General features: G+C 58.5%; 16 protein-coding genes. 6 read left to right on the top strand and 10 right to left on the bottom strand.

The features are described from left to right. Positions 1-17 precede the first annotated feature (17 nt). Positions 18-1,481, top strand: a complete 1,464-nt coding sequence (locus tag THTE_RS00080; protein ID WP_157731545.1) for an ABC transporter permease — start codon at positions 18-20, stop codon at positions 1,479-1,481. A 78-nt stretch (positions 1,482-1,559) separates the two neighbouring features. Here THTE_RS00080 and THTE_RS00075 read toward each other — a convergent pair whose 3' ends face one another. Further along, positions 1,560-2,603, bottom strand: coding sequence for a Gfo/Idh/MocA family protein (locus THTE_RS00075; RefSeq protein ID WP_095413509.1), 1,044 nt, complete (start codon positions 2,601-2,603; stop codon positions 1,560-1,562). 83 nt (positions 2,604-2,686) lie between these two features. Beyond that, a complete protein-coding gene (locus THTE_RS00070; protein ID WP_095413508.1) occupies positions 2,687-3,976 on the bottom strand; it encodes a DegT/DnrJ/EryC1/StrS family aminotransferase in 1,290 nt (429 codons plus the stop codon). Between the two features lie 905 nt (positions 3,977-4,881). Between THTE_RS00070 and THTE_RS00065 the strand changes: the two genes are divergently transcribed. The 5 genes from THTE_RS00065 (at position 4,882) to THTE_RS00050 (ending at position 12,752) form a co-directional block, all read left to right on the top strand. After that, positions 4,882-5,850 carry a ThuA domain-containing protein gene (locus THTE_RS00065; RefSeq protein ID WP_095413507.1) on the top strand — a complete coding sequence of 323 codons (969 nt, stop codon included), beginning with the start codon at positions 4,882-4,884 and terminating at the stop codon, positions 5,848-5,850. A gap of 77 nt (positions 5,851-5,927) precedes the next feature. Then, positions 5,928-7,844 carry an FG-GAP repeat domain-containing protein gene (locus tag THTE_RS00060; RefSeq protein WP_095413506.1) on the top strand — a complete coding sequence of 639 codons (1,917 nt, stop codon included), beginning with the start codon at positions 5,928-5,930 and terminating at the stop codon, positions 7,842-7,844. A gap of 247 nt (positions 7,845-8,091) precedes the next feature. After that, positions 8,092-9,108 (top strand): hypothetical protein, encoded by a 1,017-nt coding sequence (locus tag THTE_RS00055; protein WP_095413505.1) that lies wholly within the window; start codon positions 8,092-8,094, stop codon positions 9,106-9,108. 1,579 nt (positions 9,109-10,687) lie between these two features. Then, entirely contained in the window at positions 10,688-10,819 is a 132-nt protein-coding gene (locus THTE_RS18500) for a hypothetical protein (protein WP_257789934.1), read from the top strand. Positions 10,820-10,904: 85 nt separating this feature from the next. Further along, entirely contained in the window at positions 10,905-12,752 is a 1,848-nt protein-coding gene (locus THTE_RS00050) for a UbiD family decarboxylase (RefSeq protein WP_095413504.1), read from the top strand. An 8-nt stretch (positions 12,753-12,760) separates the two neighbouring features. On the opposite strand, the gene THTE_RS00045 is transcribed toward THTE_RS00050, so the two are convergent. The 8 genes from THTE_RS00045 to dnaN all read right to left on the bottom strand — a co-directional run bounded on the left by THTE_RS00045 (position 12,761) and on the right by dnaN (position 23,460). Then, complete coding sequence (locus tag THTE_RS00045) at positions 12,761-13,882, bottom strand: ABC transporter permease (RefSeq protein ID WP_095413503.1); 1,122 nt, start codon at positions 13,880-13,882, stop codon at positions 12,761-12,763. 13 nt (positions 13,883-13,895) lie between these two features. Further along, positions 13,896-15,080 carry an ABC transporter permease gene (locus tag THTE_RS00040; protein WP_157731544.1) on the bottom strand — a complete coding sequence of 395 codons (1,185 nt, stop codon included), beginning with the start codon at positions 15,078-15,080 and terminating at the stop codon, positions 13,896-13,898. A 14-nt stretch (positions 15,081-15,094) separates the two neighbouring features. Further along, positions 15,095-16,807, bottom strand: coding sequence for an ATP-binding cassette domain-containing protein (locus THTE_RS00035; protein ID WP_095413501.1), 1,713 nt, complete (start codon positions 16,805-16,807; stop codon positions 15,095-15,097). Beyond that, entirely contained in the window at positions 16,804-17,874 is a 1,071-nt protein-coding gene (locus THTE_RS00030) for an HlyD family secretion protein (RefSeq protein ID WP_095413500.1), read from the bottom strand. Before THTE_RS00030 ends, THTE_RS00035 begins: the two co-directional genes overlap by 4 nt. After that, a complete protein-coding gene (locus THTE_RS00025) occupies positions 17,871-18,599 on the bottom strand; it encodes a CerR family C-terminal domain-containing protein (protein WP_095413499.1) in 729 nt (242 codons plus the stop codon). The genes THTE_RS00030 and THTE_RS00025 overlap by 4 nt, the downstream gene beginning before the upstream one ends. Before the next feature lie 724 nt (positions 18,600-19,323). Beyond that, positions 19,324-21,894, bottom strand: a complete 2,571-nt coding sequence (locus tag THTE_RS00015; protein WP_095413497.1) for a DNA gyrase subunit B — start codon at positions 21,892-21,894, stop codon at positions 19,324-19,326. 82 nt (positions 21,895-21,976) lie between these two features. After that, a complete protein-coding gene (locus THTE_RS00010; RefSeq protein ID WP_157731543.1) occupies positions 21,977-22,309 on the bottom strand; it encodes a DciA family protein in 333 nt (110 codons plus the stop codon). Between the two features lie 29 nt (positions 22,310-22,338). Further along, positions 22,339-23,460: a DNA polymerase III subunit beta gene (gene dnaN / locus THTE_RS00005; RefSeq protein ID WP_095413495.1), complete on the bottom strand. Its 1,122-nt coding sequence runs from the start codon at positions 23,458-23,460 to the stop codon at positions 22,339-22,341. Between the last annotated feature and the right edge of the window lie 631 nt (positions 23,461-24,091).

The raw sequence follows: 24,091 nt of genomic DNA, 5'->3' as shown, positions 1-24,091 counted from the left end.
TGAGGATTCTTTTTTGGATGGTTTGGCGTGGCATGGTTCGGCCGAGGGTGCGGCTCATCACGTTCGTTTGCGTTTTCGCTGTCGCACTCATGGTCTTTCTTCCATTAGAAGTTTACGGAATTCTCTTTGGACTCTATGCCGTGCAGCGGCAAATCGTTCTCGAAGACCCGTTGACGCTCTGTCTCTGGGTCGGGCTTCCCGGACTTAAAGAACAGGTATTTACCCCGGAACGTAAAAAAGAACTGAGTCGACTATTAACTAATGAGCCGGGACTATCTGGCTGGTATTTTTTCCATGAAATTGACATATTCTTCGGCTTATTATCAGATCCTTTGGCGGGAAGCCTGTCAGTGACAGGCCGAACGCGCGATCCAGAGGACCCCGTTCTCAGAAACCGGACGACCCAGAAAACTGACAAACCCACCTCAGGTCTGTACGTCAGCCGCAAACTACTTGAACAACTCGGCTGGCGTCCCAGCGAACCCGAACCGCGGGAACTGTTTATTGAGGCTCCAAACCGTGAACTTGTGTCCGTACCAGTTGCCGCGATTTACGATGAGCTTCCCTGGGGCCACAAATTCGTCGTGGATAAAAATTGGTATGCGGACTTTCTCCAGGAACACGCCGATGTGCGTTGCGCTATCCTGGTCACCGGGCCGATTCCCGCAGACTGGCCTCCGCCCGCCCAGTTGCCGAAGCTGGTTCGGACCGCTTTTGATACCTATCGCATGTTCGTCCCGCAAAAAGCCGGCAGCGCCTGGAGGATTGAAACCTGGCGCGACAATGGTTACCACATTCGAGACTGGACCACGTTCCTGCAAAAAATCAACTCGTTGATGACCACTGCCGGATTTTCTCCGGCGAGCGAGGAATTCTGGAAGGACGCCCGTCCCATCAATCAACAAGTCAATCCCCATGCGCTTCCGGCAGAAAACATGGGGGCTATCTATGTGAAGGACGTCAGCCATCTCCGCTCACTGAAACAAAAGCTGGAACAGAACGGTTTCTATGTCCGCGATACAAATGACACAATCAACAGATTAGAACAGCTCAACCGATCTAATTTGATTCAGGCAGGATTTGTTACGGCGTTTCTTATACTCATCTTTACAGGATTAATGCTCGTCCTTACAGCGGTGCAAACCCTGCGCACCGAGGCAAAGATGGCTCAAATCGGTTTACTCAAAGCCATCGGGATGTCAGAAAGATTTCTCAGGTGGATGTTTATTACGGAGTCGCTAATTATTTGGTTGCTGGGAACAATTGTCGCCGTTATTACAAGTTTCCTGTTGGGAAAGTACCTAGTGGCACCGGCCCTTATTCCTGAAGCGTCGCGCTACGCGAGCCTGGCCTTTCAGTTTAGTCCTGCGATGGTCTCGATGATCGCCTGTTCCGTAGCTGCGTGCTGGATCGTCATGACAGTGCTGACCACGAGAAAAGCCATCGGCACGTCACCAGCCCGCCTGCTGCAAACGCTGTAAATCTGCCCCTCCTTCTCAGTCCGCACATTTTCCCTGCTGGCCCGGCCCAGTGACGATCTGCGGCTGGCATGTGGGGCGCTAAACGCTCACAAAGGCCTTTTTCCTGGCCGAGCTGTAAGCTGCGTCCACCAGTTTCGCCATTCTCAGGATCTCCGCGGGGCCGTTGATTTCCGGGGCACGGCCATCCAGAACACACTGCGCGAAATACTCCCATTCCGCCTGATAGGGATTGATCTTTTTGAACGGAAGCGGCTGGAATTTGCGGACCACGTCCTTACTCTGGGCCGCATCGTAGCCCGCCGACCCCAGTCCAAAGATCCCCTCCGCCTTTCCGCCCACGCTCTGCCCAATGGTGCCTTCCGTAAAGACAGCGCCTGCCGCACCGTAGAGCTCCAATCTTGTGCGGCTGGCCTCATCCGGGATGCACCAGAAGCAATCGATTGTGGCGTGTGTTCCCGCCTTGAACTCGGCGAGAATCGTCGAGGCATCCTCCGAACGGTACGAATGGACCAGGTTGCCGGTCAGCGCCACCAGCCGCCGAATCGGTCCGGCGAAAAACTCGAGGAGATTCAAAAGATGCGTCGCCATATCGATGAGCGCACCCCCACCCCCGGTCCGCGGATCCTGCCGCCAGGCGCCAGGGATCGGCGGATACCAGCAGGAAAGCTGTGCCCGAATATACACGAGTTTGCCCAGTCGGCCTTCGTCGATCAATCCTTTGATCATCTGATGCGCACCGTGAAATTTCATCATATAGCCTTCCTGGAGAAACACCTTTTTTCGCCGACAAATATCCACGGCCTTTTTCGATTCTTCCAGATTCCGCGCCAGCGGTTTCTCGCACAGAATATGCTTTCCCGCCTGTGCGGCTGCTTCTATCTGCTCCAGATGACAATGAACAGGAGAAGCAATATAGACGGCTTCTACTTCCGGGTCCTCCAAAAGCGGTTCTATTTCTGAGTAGTATCGACGGATGCGAAATGTCTTCGCGACTTTCTCCACATCCACGGGATCCATCACCGCCACGACCCGCACGTTTTTTGTTTTCAGCATCGCGGGGATCGTCCTGCGAAAAGCGATCCCGCCTGCACCGATGACGCCCACGCCGAGCTTCTCTGGCATTGTCCGTACCCTCCACACTGACGAGCCAGGATAACAGAACAAAACTCTCCGCGACGCCAGATCGTTTTTAGCCTTTTATCTCATCAACTGTATGCTTTAATCACTTTGACGAGGGCGGCCGCAATCTGTCGCATGTCCTCTTCCGAATATGTCGGATAGGCGAAACAGGTGAAGGTATGCCTCTCGTGCCACCGGGCATTGGGGACATCTACCTTTGAATAATCGACACTTTCCGGATCAGTATATTCCTTAGAGGTGAATGGGAATCCTGTCCGGCCGAAACCCCGGTGTTCCCTGTAGGCTCGCTCCGTATGACATTGCGGCCAAAAGACTTTCCACACGGGCGCGCCCTCAGCAATCGCGGCATTGACAAATTGCTGAATATCGCAGCCCATATTCTCAATATCCAGTGAAAATGCGCACACATAGAAACCGTTGCGGCGCTCCTCGGTATCGATGGGTCCGTATTTCACCTGCGGCAATGGCATGAGGGCGTCCATCAGAATATGCGCATTGCGGCGTCGGCGGGGCAAATTCCACGTGTCGATGCGATCGAGCTCGGCCAGCCCGATGGCGGACTGCATTTCCGTCATCCGATAGTTCCACCCCAGCCGCGTGTGGATATATGGCAGCTTTTGTTCAAGTTCCAGGAGATTAAGACGTTCCTTGACGTCATAGCCGTGATCGCGGAAACTGCGAGCCTCCCATGCGAGGTCCTCATCGTCGGTGGTCACCATGCCGCCCTCTCCGCCCGTGGTAAAGGTCTTGTTCTGACAGAAGCTGCAGGCCGCAATATGGCCGAGCGTTCCCGTCTTTTTGCCCTTGTATTCTCCCCCATAAGCTTCGGCATTATCCTCGATAACATAGAGGTTATATTTCTTTGCGAAGGCATTAATTTTGTCCATATCGCAGACATTGCCGTAAAGGTGGACAGGAATAATCGCTTTTGTCCGCTTGTTGACGAGTTTCTCCGCTGATTCCACACTGATGCAGTGGTCCTCGAGGTTGACGTCGGCGAATCGAGGGATAGCCCCTGCCTGAAGAACAGCAAAACTTGTGGCGATGAACGTGTAGCTGGGCACGATGACTTCATCGCCGGGACCGATCCCGAGGGCAGACAGCGCCACGTGGAGAGCCGCTGTGCCTGAGGAGACGGCCACTGCAAACCGGCTTCCCTGCCACTGGGCAAAACGACGTTCGAACTCCATCCCCAGCGGGCCAGTCCAGTAATTGACACGGCCCGAGCGGAGAACCCTCTCCACGGCCTGGATTGCTTCCTCCGTGAACTGAGGCCAGCCGGGCAACTTATTGGTCACCGCCCTGGGTCCCCCATCAATCGCCAGTTTCTGCGAGACAATTGTGTCAAAGGACATGACTCCACCTCCTTCTGCCGTATTCAACATCTCTTTCCTCAACTCATTTTTGCCTTTGAATTGGCTGCCAAAGTTTTAGCGGATTTTATTCCCTCATACAAGTCAGGGACGTCACGAGGGGTTCTGGGAAGCTGGAAAGGGCGCAACGGGCGTGGCCCTCCGAATCCTTTTTCGGAGGGACCCGCTTGTCGGGTCCGTTTCTTCGGAGGGACGTGCTTGTCACGTCCGCCGCGCAGCGTTGGATCACCCATCCCGTTTCACCGGGGACTGAAGTCCCGCGCCAAAAGCGGGGCTAAAGCCCCGCACTCCATATGGAGTGCGGCGATTTATCGCCGCTTTCTGGTGAAGGCTTTAGCCTTCACCAATTTTGCCGTTGGCCCTGGCGGAACGGAGCTGACCGGTCGGCGTGGAACCCGATCCCCCAATCCATGCAATGGACAGACGCGTTCCACGGCCTCCATTCATGACGTGTTCCTTTTTTTCGGGCACGACGAGCGTGCCCCTCCGACCTTTTTCGGAGGGACGTGCTTGTCACGTCCGCTGTGCAACGTTCGATGATCAATTCCCTTTGCCCGGGCACGGCAAGCGTGCCCCTCCAGCGATCGCGCGGGGAGCTGCTTCTCAGCGCTGCCTTTGACGTGCTGGTGGAATGCTGCCGTTCGCCAACGTACACTGATGGGGTTGCTAGCCTCGGGCCGACTGTCACTCCCGAGTGCTGGCCTGTCCGCTTTCTGCCGCAGACTGTAACCCCGGCAATTAAAATATAGACGGTTTGCCTGTGAGCCCGTTGCGAAGTGTTTCGGCGGGATTTCACAGGGTTGGTGGCCCGGTTTAATGGAGAGATTTGCAAGAGGTTTCGGGAAACTCGGATCAGCCGATTATCGTTTGCGAGGGGAGGAATCACCATGTATGAACATCTGACAAGGACCCAACTTGGCTGCTTGGCCATCGTCTTGGCGGGAATTGTCTTGGTCTGGGGCGCGCCTGCCTGTCTTGGGGAATCCTCCGCGGTTGCCAAGCGGGTGGTGTTTATTGCCGGCCGACCCAGCCACGGCTTCGGCAGCCACGAGCACAATGCGGGATGCCTGCTGCTGGCCAAAAAGCTCAAGGAGGCCCTGCCTGCAATTGAGACCGTCGTGTACACGAACGGCTGGCCGGAAAAGAAGGACGCCCTGTCCGGTGCGAGCACGATCGTGATCTTTGCCGACGGTGGCGGGGGAAACATCATCGCCCAACATCTTGCGGAGCTTGAGGCGGCCATCAAAGAGGGAGCAGGGTTGGTGGTGTTGCACTATGCCCTGGACGTGGCCTCGCCCGAAGCCCGAGAAAAGCTGAAATCCTGGATTGGCGGTTACTACGAAACGTTCTGGTCGGTCAATCCGACCTGGTTGGCGGAATTCAAGGAGCTTCCGGATCATCCCGTCACTCGCGGGGTCAAGCCTTTCAGCATCAACGACGAATGGTACTACCACATGCGTTTTGTAGACGATATGAAAGGCGTGACGCCGATTCTCACGGCGATTCCGCCGGACCGCACCCGGATGGGTCCCGACGGTCCGCACAGCGGGAACCCGGCCGTTCGGGCGAGAAAGGGCATGCCCGAGCATGTCGCCTGGGCCTACGAACGGCCGGATGGTGGACGAGGATTCGGGTTTACCGGTGGACACTTCCACTGGAATTGGGCTCACGATCAGTATCGGATGGTGGTGCTGAACGCCATTGCCTGGACAGCGCATCTTGACATCCCGCCCGAGGGATTGAAAACCAAAACACCAACCATCGACGAGCTTTTGGAAAATCTCGACGAACCGATGCCCAACAATTTCGATCGCCAGGCTTTGCAAAGACAGATCGAGCAGTGGAACCAGCCCTGAGAGACTCCCAATCTTGGCAGGGTGGCTGGCTCCGGTGATGACTGGAATCTCCTGCAATTCTGTGAGCGAATGGCCGCGTGAAAAAGTCGTTTCTGGTTTGTACATCCCTGGCGGTTCTTATTCTTGGCGCTTCCTATCCGCGGGGAGACGCTGCGGAAGATGGACCATCGACGGCCTCGGCCGCCCAACCGCCATTCCGCCTGGCCTTCCTGGGAGATCCCGACTGGAGTGCGGGAACCGTCCGCCACGCGCTTCAGGCCCTTGGGGCCGTGAATGGCGTCGCACTGGAAGTGCGTGAAATCCCTGCCAAAGGCCGACCCCTTGAGGAGATTCTCACTGGGCTCGTCGCACCCGATGAGAAAGGTGAGCAACCCGGCTATCAATATGAAGCCGTGGTGGTTTACGACCAGGCGGCTCGACTCCTCGTGCATCGGAAGCCCGGCGTGCTGGCGGACAACCTTCACATCCTCAGCGGTCTGGCTCCGCAAGTGCTGTGGGTGCTCTCGCCCATGCCTCGCATTAACGCAGCCCTGGAGGCCGAGCGCGTGGAGGTTCTCAAGCGGGCCGGAGACTTCCCGACGCTCCGTCCGCTATCCGGGCTTGCAGCGCTGGATATGCTTAAAAAACGCGGTGGTTCTGCGCCGTGGATGAATGATCTGACCTCCGACCGCGCCACGAGTCTTGGCGACTATGTGACGGCCATCCTCATCGGGGCGTCCCTCTGGGAGATCAAGCAACTGCCCACCGAGATTCGCCTGGGTTCAGGAGCCACCCTCACCATTCCCCAGGAAGCCCTGCCCGTCTTGACCGAACTGGCCCACGCCGTGCACACGGGCACGGTGCCACTCCCCGAGATCAACTGGGACTATGCCCCGGAGCTTGCCGAACCAGTCCAATTGCGGACGGAGAAGGATGCCGTTTCCTACGAAGGTACGGGTATTGTGCCAGGACTCTTTGACTGGCAGGGTGACGGCCGACCGGAGTTGGTTCTCAGTGCCCGGGGAACCGGCGAATGCCAGGTCTGGAGCTTGGACGGTAGTAAACTGGGGCCTAGCCCCCTAATAAGCTGGAAAATGGGTGCACCCAACTGCCCGTGGAATGCCCTCTCCGGCAACGAGGTGACGGTTTTACAGGTTCTGGATTTTGATCAGGACCGTCGTCCCGATTTTCTGGTGGGAACGAGCACGGGCGAGCTCGTCCTGATTCGAGGCCGGGCTGATGGTACTTTCGGTAGAGTGGAAAAGTTGGTCAACGAAAAGGGAGAAGCGCTTCGCGTCCCCTACCTTTTCTCAGCCCAGGTGGGCCACCTCCAAAAAGAGCTGGCCTGGACACTTGTGGCGGGAGATCAAGCGGGAAACGTCTTCCTTTCATTCCAGCAGGGGTCAATTGAAAAACCGGTTTGGACGGTCCCGACGGCGGTGCAGATCGGTCGGTGGGAACTTCAGCTCGAAGGAGCGGCAGCCCCCGCCTTTGCTGACTGGGACCGCGACGGCCGGATGGACCTGGTCATCGGTTCCCGTTCCGGTAGCGTTGTCTGGGTGCGGAATGTGGGCACGGAAGAAAAGCCGGCCTGGGACTTTCCACTCACGCTGGTGACTGCCGTCGCGGAGGAGAGCGTTTTGCCGATTCCACACCGCAACAAAGGGCGACGGGAATTATGGCGGCCGTGCCCGGGCTGGAGTCCCTGCCCCATTGCCGCCGATATCAACGGAGACCATCTCCCCGACCTGATTTTGGGGGATGTCAACCGCCGGGTGGTTCAATTCCGGGATTTGACGCCGGAGGAACGGGCTGAGGTGGACGGCCTCGTCAAGCGGCGGGAAGAACTGTGGCAAAAGCTGGAGCACGCCGGCCCAGGAGAGGAGTCGGCACTTCGGGCGGCACTTTGGGAAGTGACGCTGGCCCTCCTGGAGAAATCTCGCGATCGCCGGTATGAACGCTGCGGTTGGGTGTGGTACCTGGAACGGAAAGCCCTGGCAGCTCCGCGACCGTAAAAAATTGCGCATGAGGTGGGCATTTTTTATCGTGTTCGTCAAAAGCGCTTGACACTGCATTTTCGGCAGTTAAAAATGCAGTCGGCTGACAATGAAGGCATGCACGTGGCCAAGCAGCCGTACGCGTTGAGGTCACACCGACTCCCGCTTGGTCGTAATTACAACCTCCGCCGTGTGAGTACAACGATTTTTAATAACGCGTTCAATAGGCGTGAGTGAACGTCATCCCAAAAAAAGGAGATCGACCATGGCCGACAAAAACGATCGGCGAGAGTTTTTGACACGAACGGTCCTGGGGACAGCAGGCGCCGCGGCGGCACTGAGTCTGGAAGAACGAATCCTTCTGGCTGCCCTTCAGGAGGGAGCTCCTCAGGGGGCGCAAGCTCCGGCGGATGACCGGCCGATGCCTTATGGTCAAATTGGCAAGCTCAAGATCAGCCGCATGATCATCGGAGGGAACCTGATCGGCGGCTGGGCCCACAGCCGGGATCTCCTCTATGTCTCCCGGTTGTTCAAGGCGTATAACACCGACGAAAAGGTCTTTGAGACACTGGCCCTGTGCGAATCGCACGGCATCAACACCGTCCAGCTCGATCCTGCCTGTATCAACGTTTTCCACCGCTATCTCACCGAGCGCGGGGGCAAGATGCAGGCCCTCGTTTGCATTCACCCTGATGCAGACGCAGGCAAGGTTAAGAACCAGATCGAAGATCTTTTGAGCAAAGGCGCCACTTTTCTCTACACACACGGGGAAGCCACCGACCGGCAAACGATGGCTGGTCGGCTGGATATCCTCGCCAAGACAATCGAACTCATCAAACAGGCGGGGGTACCGGCGGGAATCGGCAGCCACTCCCTGGAAACCCCCATGCAGTGCGAAGCTCAGAACGTGGGCGCTGACTTTTATGTGAAGACCTTCCATCACGATCAATACTGGTCGGCCACCACGCCGGAGAATCGCCAGGAATGGTGCTGGTATTTGCCGCAGGGTCAGCAGGCGGGCACTTACCGTGATAATATGTGGTGCCTGGACTGGAAAAAGACGTCAGAATTCTTCAAGAACGTCAAGAAACCGTGGTTTGCGTTCAAAGTGCTGGCCGCCGGCGCCATCCATCCGCGGATGGGGTTCCCGTTCGCTCTCCGCAATGGCGCGGACTTCGTCATCGTGGGGATGTTCGACTTCCAGGTGGCGGAAGACGTTGCCATGTTCAAAGACGCTTACTACAAGGTTGGCAATCAGCGCGAGCGCGAATGGTACGCATGAGCGGATAATTCCCGGGCCGTGAGCCGGCTAATCAATCCCGCTGGAGTTCTGGCCAGTCCAGACAGATGAACCTTCCCCGCTAAGATCAAAACGCAGAGTTGGGTGTTGAGCCGCTTTACTCGTTTTGCTTTTATGCGGCGGTCGCTCCGGCCATCCGGCGATGACATCTCGCTCCGCAAGGTATTGAATAATCCACGCGGCTTCGCGATCTCTGACTTCTCCTAATGACGAGCCAAGATTGGCGGCGATAACACTTTGGGGTGGCATTATACCCAACGTATGGGGCACCCATTGACAGGCTTCCCGGCGTGCGGAAAGTCTGTGGACAACCGGGATCGGGTTGGTAAGATAGAAGTTGGAAGCGTAGGGGGACAAACGCACAGTTGCGCGGGAAATTACACGGGAATTAATTCGTTCGGCCTCTTCTCTGTTCCGGCCCCGTCGTTTCGCCTATGGTTGCGAGCGGCGGGGTTTTTTATCAACCCTTTTTGTCGTTCATCCCATAGATGACACCGCCACTCCGCCAATTCCCTGCCCTGGCCCCGGTTGTTCTCTGCGATGAAAAAGGGAGCGCGAACTGCGGCACGGGGTTCGATCAGAAAGTAATTTAGGCCCGAGGAAATTAGCGGGCTCGGTTACACCCCGGCCAATGACATGGGATGGAATACATTCTCCACCGGACGCCGTAGGGGCAATTCATGAATTGCCCCTACCCGACGACATGCGCGCCTCCGGAGGGACGTGCTTGTCACGTCCTCTTCCCCTCGGAGGGACCTGCTTGTCAGGTCCGTTTCTTTCGGAGGGACCCGCTTGTCGGGTCCGATGAACACCGATTGATGCCCCATCTCCCCTGACCGGGCACGACGAGCGTGCCCCTCCGACCTTTTCCGGAGGGACCCGCTTGTCAGGTCCGCCGTTCAACGTTCGATCATCGATTTCCTTTCAGCGGGGACTAAAGTCCCGCGCAAAAAGCGGTGCTAAAGCACCGCACTCCATATGTCGCGTCCACATTCCGCTGGTTAATCGGTAGGGGCAATTCATGAATTGCCCCCCACAACACGTTCAGTCCCCCGTTCAACGTTCGATGATCCAATTCCCCTCACCGGGCACAACGAGCGTGCCCCTCCGACCTTCTCCGGAGGGACGTGCTTGTCACGTCCGCTTTTCGGAGGGACCTGCTTGTCAGGTCCGCCGTTCAACGTTCGATCATCGATTTCCTTTCAGCGGGGACTAAAGTCCCGCGCAAAAAGCGGTGCTTAAGCACCGCACTCCATATGTCGCGTCCACATTCCGCTGGTTAATCGGTAGGGGCAATTCATGAATTGCCCCACACAACACGTTCAGTCCCCCGTTCAACGTTCGATGATCCAATTCCCCTCACCGGGCACAACGAGCACGTCAAACCGCTGCCTTTTCGGTAGATCGTATGTAGAATTGGGAAACGCGGGAGGCGGATTTTTCATGAGGGAAAAAAGAGGCACGAGGGATTCGGGGCAGGCAGGAGCTCATCCGGGGCTGCTTGCCCGGTGCCGGCTTCCGCCGTTAAGACGTTCTTTCTGCGACAAAAGGGAGGGTACCCATGACCAGCGACAAAGGGTTGCCGAGGAAAACAAAACGCATCGTTCGTCGGCCTGCAACGCGCTATGCCCATCTCATGAAACGGATGCGGCAGCGGATGCTTCAGCGACCCCGCAAAGGTCGCCCGGTTTGATGCCCGTCGAGCATTCTCGGGGACGACCATCGGTACGGCAGCGCGGATTCGGGGAGGGAGTAACTCAGGCACATGAGGAGACAGCATGGGCTACCGAACACTCCGCCAGTGCGTGAATGACCTCCTGGCCACCGGTCAGATGATTCGGATCGACGTGCCGGTGGATCCGGACCTGGAAATGGCGGCCATTCAACGGCGGGTCTTCAAGGCGGGCGGTCCCGCTCTCTATTTCGCTTCGGTTCGCGGATGCCGCTTCCCCATGGTCAGCAATCTGTTCGGGACGATGGACCGCATCCGCTATATTTTTCGCGATACTTTGGATCATCTTGCGAAGCTGATTTCGCTGGGAATTGATCCGGCCGACTGGCTGCGGCGCCCGCGACTGCTCATGAAACTGCCGTGGTGGGGCTGGCGGGCCTGGCCGAAACTCGTTCGCCGCGGACCCGCCACCGCCCATGAAATCAGCCTCCGGCAGCTACCCAAGCTGCGTTCATGGCCCAACGACGGCGGCGCGTACATCACGCTTCCCCTGGTCTATACAGAGGATCCCGCCCGGCCCGGCTTTGCCCATTCCAACCTGGGCATGTATCGCGTCCAAATCACCGGAGGAAAGTACGACCCCGAGTGCGAAGTGGGACTCCACTATCAAATCCATCGCGGGATTGGCGTCCACCATGCGAAAGCCATCGAGATGAAGCAGAAGCTGCGGGTCAACGTGTTTGTCGGGGGTGCACCTGCGATGACGGTGGCCGCCGTCATGCCGCTCCCTGAGGGCATGAGTGAACTTTTCTTCGCCGGGGTTTTAGGGGGACACCGCATTCCGATGATCAGGCAGCCGGAAGGGTTACCCATCTACGCCGAGGCGGATTTCGTCCTTACGGGATACATTGAACCCAAGAAGCTTTTGCCCGAAGGCCCGTTCGGAGATCACCTCGGCTATTACAGCCTGGCGCATGATTTTCCCGTGATGCGGGTGGAGCATGTGTATCATCGACCGCAGCCGATCTGGCCGTTCACGGTGGTGGGGCGACCACCCCAGGAAGATTCCATGTTTGGCAAGCTCATTCACGAACTCGTGGGGCCGGTGATCCCGAAAACGATTCCCGGCATCCGTGCGGTGCACGCGGTGGATGCCGCTGGTGTGCACCCACTCCTCCTCGCCATCGGCAGCGAACGTTACACCCCCTACGACGAGCGAAAGCGGCCCCAGGAGCTTCTGACGCTGGCCAATGCCCTCCTCGGCCATGGGCAACTCTCTCTCGCCAAGTACCTGTTCATCGCGGCTGGCGAGGACAATCCCGAGTTGAGTGTCTACGAGGTCGATGATTTTCTGCGACACATTCTGGAGCGCGTCGATTGGCGGCGGGATGTCCATTTTCAAACCTGCACGACGGCAGATACTCTCGACTACACAGGGGGGGCCCTCAATCAGGGTTCCAAAGTCGTGATTGCAGCGGTGGGGAAGCCGCGACGAACGTTGCCCGTCGCCCTCGATTCCCGGATTCGGATTCCGGAAGATCTGGGGTTTTCCGATCCGCGGGTGATGTTGCCCGGCATTCTCGTGGTCCAGGGCCCGCCGTTTTCCCGCAATGAACAGGGGGAAGATGAAAACATCAAGAAATTCTGCGCCTTCTACAAGCGGCAGGATGCGATCAACCTCTTTCCGCTTATCGTTGTGGTGGACGACAGCGAGTTCACCGCGCGGACTCTCGACAATTTCCTGTGGACCACGTTCACCCGCAGCGATCCAGCGGGAGATATTCACGGGATTGAGGAATTCATTCACAAGAAGCACTGGGGGTGTCACGGCTCGTTGGTCATCGATGCCCGGGCCAAGCCGGAACATCCGCCGCCCCTTGTAGAAGACCCGGAGATTGTGCGGCGGGTGGAAGCGCTGGCCGCCCCGGGCCAGCCCCTCCACGGCATCATTTAAGTTGTCCGTCACTCCAACCGATGGCGGAACAGCCACGCGGCGCTGACCAGCGTGAAGACGGCAATCGGGATCAGCGGCCAAACGTAGGGCAGAACGACATCGGGGGTTGGATTCTCCAGGAACATCATCCGATTGATGGCCACCATGTAGCGAAGGGGATCGATGTCGGAAATCCAGCGAATAGCCGGGTGGATGTTTTCCACGGGCGTGGCGAATCCCGAAAGTAACACCGCGGGCACCATGTAGGTGAAGCTCCCCAGAAGTGCCTGCTGTTGCGTCGCCGCAAGGGAAGAGATCCACAGGCCAATTCCCACGATGGCGAGAAGAAACACAAACAGCGCAGCCGCCAGGAGCAAGAGCGACCCTCGAAAAGGAATGCCAAAGATGGTCACCGCAACCGCCACCATGAGACCCCCCTCCACGTAGGCGACCACGAAGGCAGGCACAGCCTTTCCCACAAGGATTTCCCCGGGACGGAGCGGTGAAACGAGGAGTTGGTCGAACGTGCCCAGTTCGCGTTCCCGCGCCACGGAAAGGCTCGTCACCAGCAGGGCCACCAGGTTGGTGAGAATACCCAGCAGCGCCGGGACCGAGCTCCACAAAGGATGCAGGTTTTCGTTAAACCACACCCGGGTGACCGACACAAGTTGCGGCGACCGGGTGCGGCGATTCTCATTGGTTGTCATGCGTTCCTGTGCAAACTGAGCGATAATCCGCCCGATGTAGCCCTGCACCACCATCGCGGCATTGGATCGTCGGCCGTCGAGCAGTACCTGCACCGTCGGCGTCTGTCCCGACTGCAATTCCCGGCTGAAATCCTGGGGGACATGAACCACGGCCAGCACCCGCTGGGTATCCAGAGCCTCCCGGACGTCGTCCAGACTTTCACAGGGAACGATTCGCGAAAAGGTGACGGGCACGGAGCAAAATCGCGCCACCAATTCGCGACCGAAAAGCCCGCCGTCCTCATTGTAGATTCCCAGGCCTGCGTTGCGGACTTCCAGGGTAGCGGCGAAACTGAAGACCAAAAGCTGAACGAGCGGTGGAATTGTCACCACCATGCGGCTGGCCGGATCGCGAAAAATCGCGAGAAACTCCTTGATCACCAGACGACGGATCCGCTCGAACATAATCCCCCCAAAATCACTCCAGTGTCAGCCGGGTCTTACGAATGGTCAGATTCCACAAGACTGCGGCAAAGATACAGAGAATGAGCGTGTCTGGGATGATCACATCCCAGACATTCCCCGCCAGAAACAGCGTTCGCAGGGCAGAGACAAAATAGCGCGGCGGCAAAACGTGCGTCAAAACCCGAATGGGGAGTGGCATACTGTCGATCTCAAAGACCAAACCCGAGAGGATGAACGACGGCAAATAGCCCACGATGAGGGCGGCCTGCGTGGCGACGAACTGGTCCCGCGTGGCGGTGGAGATGAAAAGCCCCAGGCCCAGTGCTACCGTCAGATAAACCGCCGAGACACCCACCAGCACCGCCCAGGAACCGCGAAATGGCACGGCGAAAACCACCACCGATACGATGGCCACCAGCATCATGGCGGTCAGCCCGAGCGCGAAATACGGAATGAATTTTCCCAGCAGGAACTCCGCTCGAGTGATGGAACTGGCCAGCAGGGCCTCCATGGTGCCGCGCTCCCATTCCCGGGCGACCACCAGTGAGGTGAGAATCGTCCCGATGAGCGTCATGATGACGGCAATTGAGCCCGGCAGAATCGCCGAGCGCGAATCCATGTTCGGGTTGTACCAGACGCGGCCTTCGATGTTGATGATTCCAGATCGGAGAGGCCGACCCTCTTCTTCCGCCCAATGCAAACGATCTTTCTGGAGGACCGTCTCCATGTATGCGACGATCAGCTCCGCCGTGTTGGCATCGCTGCCAGCCACGAGAACCTGGACCGGGGCACTGCCCACATTCAGTCGGGCGCTCAGATCCTGCGAGAGCACGACCAGTCCTTTAATCCGCCCGCCAACCAGCAGGGATTCCAGTTCCTTGCGATGCTCGGCCTCGCGCACCATGAAATAGGGACTTCCTCTCAAAGCGGCAACGATCCGGTTTGTATCCGCGGAGCGATTTTCCACCACCACGCCGATGGGGATATAGCCCAGGTCCAGGGAAATACCCCAACCAAAAAGGAGAAGCAGAATATTGGGTAATACAAAGGCGATGATCAAACTGCTGGGATCACGGAAAATCTGGTAGGCTTCTTTTCGGGTGAGGGCGAGCACACAGCGGAGCCGGATTCTTCCTCGCGTCCGCCGGCTTTGGTAAGCAGCGTCGGTTTGCGATGAAACGGAGTGGTCCTGGTCCACTGTGTTATCCTCCTTCACGCGGCAGTGTTGCCAGCTTGTCCGGCGCGAACGAGAAGCTCGATGAAAGCGTCCTCGAGGGTGGGGTTCGGGCGATCCGGGGTTTGCACCATCGCCCTGATTCCGTCCGGCGTATCCATCGCGATGATCTGCCCCCGATTGATCAGCGCCACGCGATCGCAGTACTCCGCCTCGTCCATGAAATGCGTGGTCACGATGACGGCCGCACCGCCTTCCACAAGCTGGTCGATCCGCAACCAGAATTCGCGGCGGGCCAGTGGATCGACGCCACTCGTCGGTTCGTCGAGGAACACCACCGCCGGTCGGTGGAGAATGGCGGTGGCCAGAGCCAGCCGTTGCTTGAATCCCAGAGGGAGGAGCGCGGACTTCTGGTTAGCAAAGGGCCCCAGTTCAAATTCCTCGAGGGCCCGCTCAATGGCACGCCGAAGCCGTTCCCCACGCAGGCCGTACACCCCACCAAAAAACTCCAGGTTCTGTTTCACCGTCAGATTGCCGTAGAGGCTGAATTTTTGGGCCATGTAACCGATGTGCTGTCTGGCCTCGGCGCGTGCGGTACGGAGGTCTCTGCCTGCCACGGCGGCATGACCGGCGGTGGGGGCGAGGAGTCCGCACAGCATGCGAAAAGTCGTACTTTTTCCTGCCCCGTTCGGCCCGAGAAGCCCAAACACCTCGCCGCGACGCACGCGGAAAGAGACGTGATCCACCGCCGTAAAGGTTCCAAAACGTTTGACAAGATTCTCCGCGACGATCACCTCCTCCCGCGAGTCTTGGGTGACCTTTGCCCCATTCGCGCCAAAAACGACGTATTCCTTGGGAATGCCCCCCAACGCGTCGATGAATGCGTCTTCAAATCGTGGTTCGGTAGGCAAAAGGGTGACGTTCGGAAACCGGTGTGCCAGGGCCTCTGCCCCATTCCGCGTCACCACCCGCACCCGCTGCCCCTGAATCCGCGTGTCTACAATGTCGGGATCCACCAGCCATTCCCGGGTGACTCGTCGCCGCTGTTCTGGCGAGACCTCCGCCAGGAACGTCCGACATTTAACCCGCTCGGTGAACTCGGCCGCCCGACCAAAGAACAGAATCCGTCCCTCATAGAGCACGAGCACGTAATCGCAGCGTTCGGCCTCGTCGAGATAGGGCGTGCTCCAAATAATCCCCACGCCCCGATCGCGCTCATCACAAACGATCTTCCATAACTCTCGGCGGGAAACAGGATCCACGCCCACCCCCGGCTCATCGAGGAGCATGATCTTTGGACGAAGCAGCATCGAACAGGCCAGGCCCAGTTTCTGCTTCATGCCGCCAGAAAGATGCCCCGCCAACCGTCGGGTGAACGGCGCCAAACCGGTGAAAGCGAGAAGTCGGTCGATGCTCGCCTTTTCCTCTTCGCGGGGAATGCCTCGCAGCCGGGCATAAAGATGAAGATTTTCGATGACAGTCAGATCCTCGTACAAACCGAACTTCTGCGGCATGTACGACAGATGGTCCCGAAAACCCAGATCTTTTTGTGTATCCTGCCCCAGTACCAGAATCCGGCCGCTCGTGGGAACGAGCAGTCCTGCCGCAAGGCGGAGAAAGGTGGTCTTGCCGGCGCCATCCGGTCCGACCAAACCCGTGATGGCCCCAGCAGGGATGTCCACCGTGACCTCATGGAGGGCCGGGCGCTGGCTTCGCGGAAATGTCTTGGTCACCTGCTCGAAACGAATCACGGCTGTTTCCCCGGTTGATCACTCGCGAAGGTCTTTTCGGCGGAAATCCGCACGCGGACCGGCATTCCCTGCCGCAGCTTGCACTCCGGATCGTTGACCAGTACCCTCACGCGATACACGAGATTCGTTCGCACCTCGCGGGTTTCCACGGTTTTGGGCGTGAATTCCGCCACCGAGGAAATGAATCCCACCTGCCCCAGGAATTGGTTCCCACCGTCGGTGAGCACCACCACCTGCATCCCCGGCCGAATGCGATCGAGGTCTTCTTCCGCCACATACGTCCGCACCCAAACTTCTTCCTGCCTTGCGATGGAGAAGACCGGCTCGCCGGTGTTGACGAAATCACCCACTTCGTGCACCCGGACCTGCACCACTCCCGAAACGGGCGAGAGCAGTTTCGTGTCGCCCAGCCGTCGCTGGGCATCTTTCAGGACGGCCTCCGCCTGCCGGACAAGGCCCCGGGCGCGGTCGATCTCTTCCTGACGTGGTCCCACCTCCACCAGCCGCTGTGCAGCCACCGCCGCCTGGTAGTTGGCCACGGCCTGATCGTAGGCCGCCTGGGCATTATCCAGCATTTCCTGGGAAACCGCCCCTTTGGGCGCCAGCTCCTTTGCGCGGCGGAGCGCAATTTCCGCGTTGCGGACGGCCACCCGGGCAGCCTCCGTCAATGCCCGGGCTTTCTCGATCTCTTCAGGACGGGAACCATTTTCGAGGGCCGCCAGCTCAGCCCGCCGCGCTTCCAGGGCTGCCTCGGCCTGACGCACCGCGTCCAGAAATTCAGCCTGATCCAGTTCCGCCAAGAGCTGTCCCGGCTTTACTGTGTCTCCCTCGTCCACATGGAGGCGGACAATCCGCCCGGGCACCTTGAAACCCAGACGCACCTCGCGAATTTCCACATTCCCGTGGAGTTCCCACACCTTACCAGAGACTTCCTCCAGCCAGACCTTCCACCACGGCTGGGCCGACGAGACCCGTGCCACGCGCGAAACCCGGTAATGCTGCGCGCTCCACAAGGAGAGCCCAACAACAACCGCCACGATCACCAGCAAAATGATGCGCTTCTTCATGGGAGCAATGTCCTACTGCGACTGTGTTCTGATTCCGCCGGCGTATCCGAAGAGAAGAGCCGCGCCACCATCGCCTCCACGGTGTCGGCAATGCGGTCCACCCATTCCTGCGATAATCGACGCCCGCGCCACTTCAAACGGCGGCGCAGCACATGAAAGCCAAGCCGAAAGATGGCCGCCTGTCCCCACAGAGTATGGGCCAGCAGGACGGCCTGCGGGTCGTCAGGCTGCGTGCCCATTGCCGCTGCCGTCAACCTTGTGATCACCTCGTGGACCGGGCGAATCATCCGTTCATACACAATGGAAAACCCGCTCGATGGCCGGAGAAGCTCGCGCCAGATGATAGCCGCCGCGGCCTCCGCATAGGGTTTGGTGAGCACAACCGTTACCAGCGTTCGCATGAACTGGCACAGGAGCTGACGAGCACTGGCCGAATCGGGCTGCCGACGAAGCGACTGTTCCGCCGCTTCCGCGGCCTCCCGAATCGATCGCCCCACCGTATTGATGAGAAAGCGCAGAACCGCCCGGTAGTATCCCTCTTTCCCGCCAAAGTAGTACGACAGCGCCGCGCTGTTGACCCCTGCAGCGGCGGCCAGCCGGCGAATCCCCACTTCTTCCGGTCCAAACTGCGCAAAGGCCTCGATCCCGGCTTCCAGAAGCCGCTGACGGGTTTGATCTCCCCGCGGAACCGACTTGCCTCGGTGCTTTGTTGTGCGAGCCTTCACGACTGTCTCCTGCGGCGGATACGTTTGCGGTCCTCTTTAAGCTATCCTATCTTGGTTTTCAAAAAAGTCAATCAAATGATTAAATCACTCGATTGATTGAAGAGAATCCTCGAAGGGGACGACAGGCGGCTGCACCACATCCTCTACGTACGGGCAATTCGTGAATTGCCCCTACGAGTGCGCTTTCGTGGTCACGGCAAAGCACCGTAAACGGCAAGGTGGCGAAGGCTAAAGCCTTCACCAGAAAGCGGCGATAAATCGCCGCACTCCATGGAGTGCGGGGCTTTAGCCCCGCTTTTGGCGTGGGACTTCAGTCCCCGGTAAAACGGAATGGACGATCCAGCGTTGAACGGCGGACCCGACAAGCAGGTCCCTCCGAAGAAACGGACCTGACGAGCAGGTCCCTCCGAGAAAAAGGACCGGAGGGGCACGCCTGTCGTGCCCGGGAAAAGGGAATTGATCATCGAACGTTGCACAGCGGACGTGACAAGCACGTCCCTCCGAAAAAACGGACTGGCAATGAAAAGAAGCCTGAGAAAGAGGTCTCTCGGATGCTCCATGTGGAGACAATTCATGAACTGCCCCGACCAACTTTCGGACCTACCAGCCACAGGGGCTCGCTGTCCAAGATTAACTTCGGCCGCAGCGCCACCTCCGCCTGTGCCGAAATTTACGCCCTTATGGGAGGCATGACGGAGCACCGCAAAAAGTCGGGCGAAGCCAACTACACGTCCAGATGCTGAACTTCCAGGGCGTGCTTTTCGATGAATTCCCGCCGCGGCAGGACCTTCTCGCCCATGAGGACACGGAACATTTCGTCGGCGGCTCCCGCATCGTCCATCGTCACCTGGATGAGCGTGCGGTGGGCTGGATCGAGCGTCGTCTCCCGCAGCTCTTCGGCATTCATCTCGCCGAGACCTTTAAAGCGGGTGATCTGAAGACCTCGCTCACCCGCTGAGCGGAGCGCCGTCAGCAGCCCGCGCAAATCTTCCAGACCCTGCACCGACTCTCCTCGCCGCAGAATGTAGCGCGGTTTCTCCTCCCCCGTTCTTTCAATGGGGAAGAGTGCGTCGATGTCGAATCCCATCTCGCGCAGGGTCTGCAAATGGGCGTTGATGGTGCGTACTTCGTGAAGCTCGATGATATGAAGCCGTCGCTGGGGTTGGGATGCTGTTTCTTTCTCTGATGCTTCCTGTGTTTCCGCCTCGCCGTTGTGGTCGCCCTCCACGACGAGCGTTTCCCCGGTCTCGGCCTCCTCCTTTTCCAGAAACTCGTCCAGTTCCTGACGGGTGGTGAACCAGTATTCATTCTGATCGAGGAATACATGGTAAACGGGCAGGCGTCCGGTGGCTGGATCCCGTCGGGCGGCATGCTCGCGGAGGCTGATCCCGCGGCGCTCCAGGGCGATGACCGCCGCTTCAATCGCCGCCAGCGTACGGCACAGACGTTGTAATTCCTCCCCGGCAATGGTGCGTCCATCGCCCGGCTCAAAGACCGCATCGGCCAGTCCAGCCTCCAGGAGCTGGTTCTTCATCTCCTCTTCCGTCTGCACATAGTAGACGTCCTTCTTGCGACGAACACGATAAAGGGGCGGCTGGGCGATATACACCATCCCCGCCTTGATGAGGTCGTACATCTGTCGGTAGAAGAATGTCAGAAGCAGCGTGCGGATATGGGAGCCATCCACGTCAGCGTCGGTCATGATGATGATCTTTCCGTACCGCCGCTTGGAAAGATCGATTTCATCCCCCACGCCCACGCCGATGGCCGAGATGATGCTGCGGATTTCCTCATTGGCGAGCACCTTGTCCTCGCGGGCCTTATAGGCATTGATGATCTTTCCGCGAAGGGGCAGAATCGCCTGAAATTCGCGGATGCGGCCTCCCTCGGCACTCCCACCGGCGGAATCACCCTCCACCAGATAGAGTTCGCACTTATCCACCTCCCGGCTGGTGCAATCGCGGAGCTTGCCGGGAAGTCCCGCACCGCTGAGGGCCCCTTTGCGCTCGCGGACCAGTTGCCGGGCCTTGCGGGCACTCTCCCGCGCTTCCGCCGCCAGGAGGGCCTTCTGGATGATTGCCCGAGCGGTTTTGGGATTCTCCTCCAAATACCGCGATAAAAAGTCTCCCACCGCGGAACTGACGATGCCCTCTACTTCGCTGTTGCCAAGCTTCGTCTTGGTTTGCCCTTCAAACTGAGGATTCGGAACACGCACCGCCAGGACCCCCGTCAGGCCTTCACGGAAGTCGTCTCCCGTGGGAATGAGATCTTTGAAAAGCCCTTCCTGCCGGCCGTACTGGTTGAACGTCCTGGTGAGGGCCGTGCGGAAACCCGAGACGTGCGTGCCACCTTCCGTCGTGCAGATGTTGTTCACGTAAGAGTGAAAATTCTCCGTGTACTCTGAAGAATACTGCATCGCCAGTTCGATGGTCACTCCCTCCACCTCCGTGGACATGTAGATGACCTCGGGGTGGATCGGCTCGCTGGCCCGATTGAGGTATTCCACAAACTCGATGATGCCCCGCTGATAGCAGAAGGTTTCGCCTTCGTTGGTCCTCAGATCCTTGAAATGGATCTTGACGCCCTTGTTGAGGAATGCCAATTCCTGGAGGCGACGGTAGATGATGTTGTAATTGAACTCCGTGTTGGGAAAGATCAGCGGGTCGGGCTTGAAGGTCGTTTTCGTTCCCGTGCGATGGGTGGTGCCGATGCGCCGCACTGGGCCAGTTGGTTTTCCTCGCTCGTATTCCTGCCGGTACACCGCGCCGCCGCGGTACACTTCGACCACGCACCACTCGGAAAGGAAATTGACGACCGTCACTCCCACACCGTGGAGTCCACCCGATGTATAGTACGCCCCCTTGCTGAACTTCCCTCCGAATTTCAGCAGGGTCATAACGCCTTCCAGGGTGGACACGCCAATGACGGGGTGGACCTCCACAGGGATACCCCGGCCGTTGTCCTCGACGGTCACCGAGCCGTCGCCATTGATGGTGACCCAAATCTGTGTGGCGTACCCCGCCATTGCTTCGTCGATGGAGTTATCCACGACCTCGAACACCAGGTGGTGCAGGCCGCGCGGGCCGGTATCGCCGATGTACATGCTCGGCCGCTTGCGAACATGTTCCTGGTCGCTGAGGTGTTCGAGCTTGTCCGCGGTGTATTCCTTCTGCCCCTGAATAGCCCGAATGTTCGTTTCTTCTCCTGACGGAGATTCAGACGCCGTTGTGGGTTCCGGCACTGGGGGGCTCGCCTTCGGGAGAGAAGGCTGATTATTGAGATTGTCTTCGTTCATAGCCAGCTTTGACCACCTCAGTAATGAAAGAATCCGTTTTTTGCTGTGAAGCTTCTGTCGTCCGTGAAGATGTGTTCTGTGCTTACTCTATCGGCCCGACGCGGAAGCGGATGTCGCGGATGACTTTCTGGGGCCAGCGTTCCTGCAGGCGACGGAGGATCTCACGCTTGCGGAAGGTCAACTCCTGGACGGCTGCCGAATGAGTCACCACGACTTCCAGCTTTCCCCGGGATAGCCTGACCGCCCGACTCAACTCGTTCAGGGGAGCGCCCACGATCTCATGCCAGGCGGCCTGCAGCTCGCGGGCTGACTGGGTCTCCGCAACCCCGGACCGTGCCAGGATCTCCGCCACCACCTCGGAAATATGCCGCGGCTCCTGCGACCGACCTGACCGTTGTGGGTGTTTTCGCGCCACTCCTTGATCTCTCCCCGTTGGAGGCCCAGTCAATTGCTGCCGAGGACGAGCGGCATCATCAGGTAGGCGTAGCCGTCAGCAGTCTCGGCAAGCACGGGACTCTCCTCGGACCAGATTTTGAGTGTAAACGTTCCCTCATCACCGAGAACTTTCAGAAAGTCCAGAATGAAACGCTGGTTTAAGCGGACCATCGCCTCCTCCCCGTCGTAGCCGATGGGAAGTTCCACCCGGGATTCGCCCTGAGACGCACCCCGGCCGGAAAGGACCAACTTCCCCGAGGTAAATGTGTACAGAATCCCAGGATTTTTATCGTCCACGACGATAGATGCCTGCCGCGTCGCCGAGGCAAACTCTCTGACCGGCAGATCCACACGGACCTTCTCCGGGGCCTTGGGGAAGACCTCGCGCCACTTGGGAAATCGGGCGTCCACCAGCCGACCGGAAACAACCGCCGAAGACGTGATGACGAAGATCTTGCCGTCCTCCACCGCCAACTTGACTTCCTGATCATCGGATTCCCGAGACAGGATCCGCTGGATGATTTCCACCACCCGCCGCGGAATGATCACGTCTTCACTGGGACGATGCCCGCCAACCCGCCGCGCCTGACCTTCCTGACAGGCGAGCCGGCGTCCATCTGTGCCCACGGCCGTCACCTTCTCGTCGCCCAGCTCCAAATAGACTCCTCCCAGATTGAATCGCGTGCCTTCCGTCTCGACCGCGTATTCGGTGCGGCGGAGCATCTCCGAAAGATTTCGCGCCGTGAAGGCATGATAGGACTCGGCCTGGTAGTCGGGGACCTCGGGAAACTCCATCGCATCAGGCGTAGGAAACTGAAATTCACTCTTTTCACCCAACACGAGCAACCGATCGCCCTGGCTTTCCAGCCGGATCTCTTCATCGGTGAGTTCTCGCAGGAGGGCGAGCATCGTGCGGGCAGGGAGGAGCGTGGTGCCCGGCACCTCCACCTCCAGCTGCGGGACGTGGAGCCGCAACCCAACTTCAAGATCGGTGGCCATCAGCGCGCCACCACTGTCACGGCACTCGAGCAACAGGTTTTCCAGGATTGGTCTAGCCGATCGGCCGGGACAGACGGCCTGGGCCAACTGCACCATTTCCGCCAAACTCTCTCGCTGTGCGACTACCTTCATTGCAAATTTCCTAACAGCCTCACCACGGTTGATGCCTGACACATGAGAGATGACCAATCCCGTCGCCGCCCCAAAGCCCCAACCTCCCAGTTGTCACTCGCGCACTGCCGCCATTTTTCTTTCTTTGGCCGACCGAGTTTCAATCCCTTCATTATCCCATAAATCCGGTCGTTCTGGGAGTAATGCGGCCGCTAGCCCATCCCCACTTTTGGAACCCCCAATGTCATCCCGATGGCACGGTGAGTTCTCGGGGCAAGTCATGAATTGCCCCCTTCCGCTCAGCCAGCAAGTGAACCGAGTAGTTGGAGCCGGCCGGGTGAAATAGGTGATCGAAACGTTAATACGGCGACTTAGCAAGCCGGTTCCTGCACGAGTTCCTTCGGAGGGGCATACTCGTCGTGCCCGCCAAAATGCCATGCAGGGTCTGGCCCTGGAAAGGCGAGTCCGCTTGCGCGCTCTGCCCACTGAAGAGAATCACCGCGTTCCATTTTGTTACTGCACATTAGCGTTGTTTACTATTTGAGATATTTTATTCATCCTTTGCGTTTTCTCTGGCGATAAAGCAGATAAGAGACGCCGGGATTGTGAGCCCCATTGACTTGCGGGCACTCCGGGTTTGGCGGCTGACACG

It is taken from the genome of Thermogutta terrifontis, assembly GCF_002277955.1.
Classification (GTDB): Bacteria; Planctomycetota; Planctomycetia; order Pirellulales; family Thermoguttaceae; genus Thermogutta; species Thermogutta terrifontis.
Note: the sequence above shows the minus strand (reverse complement) of the source record. Positions and strands in the feature narration are given on the sequence as shown.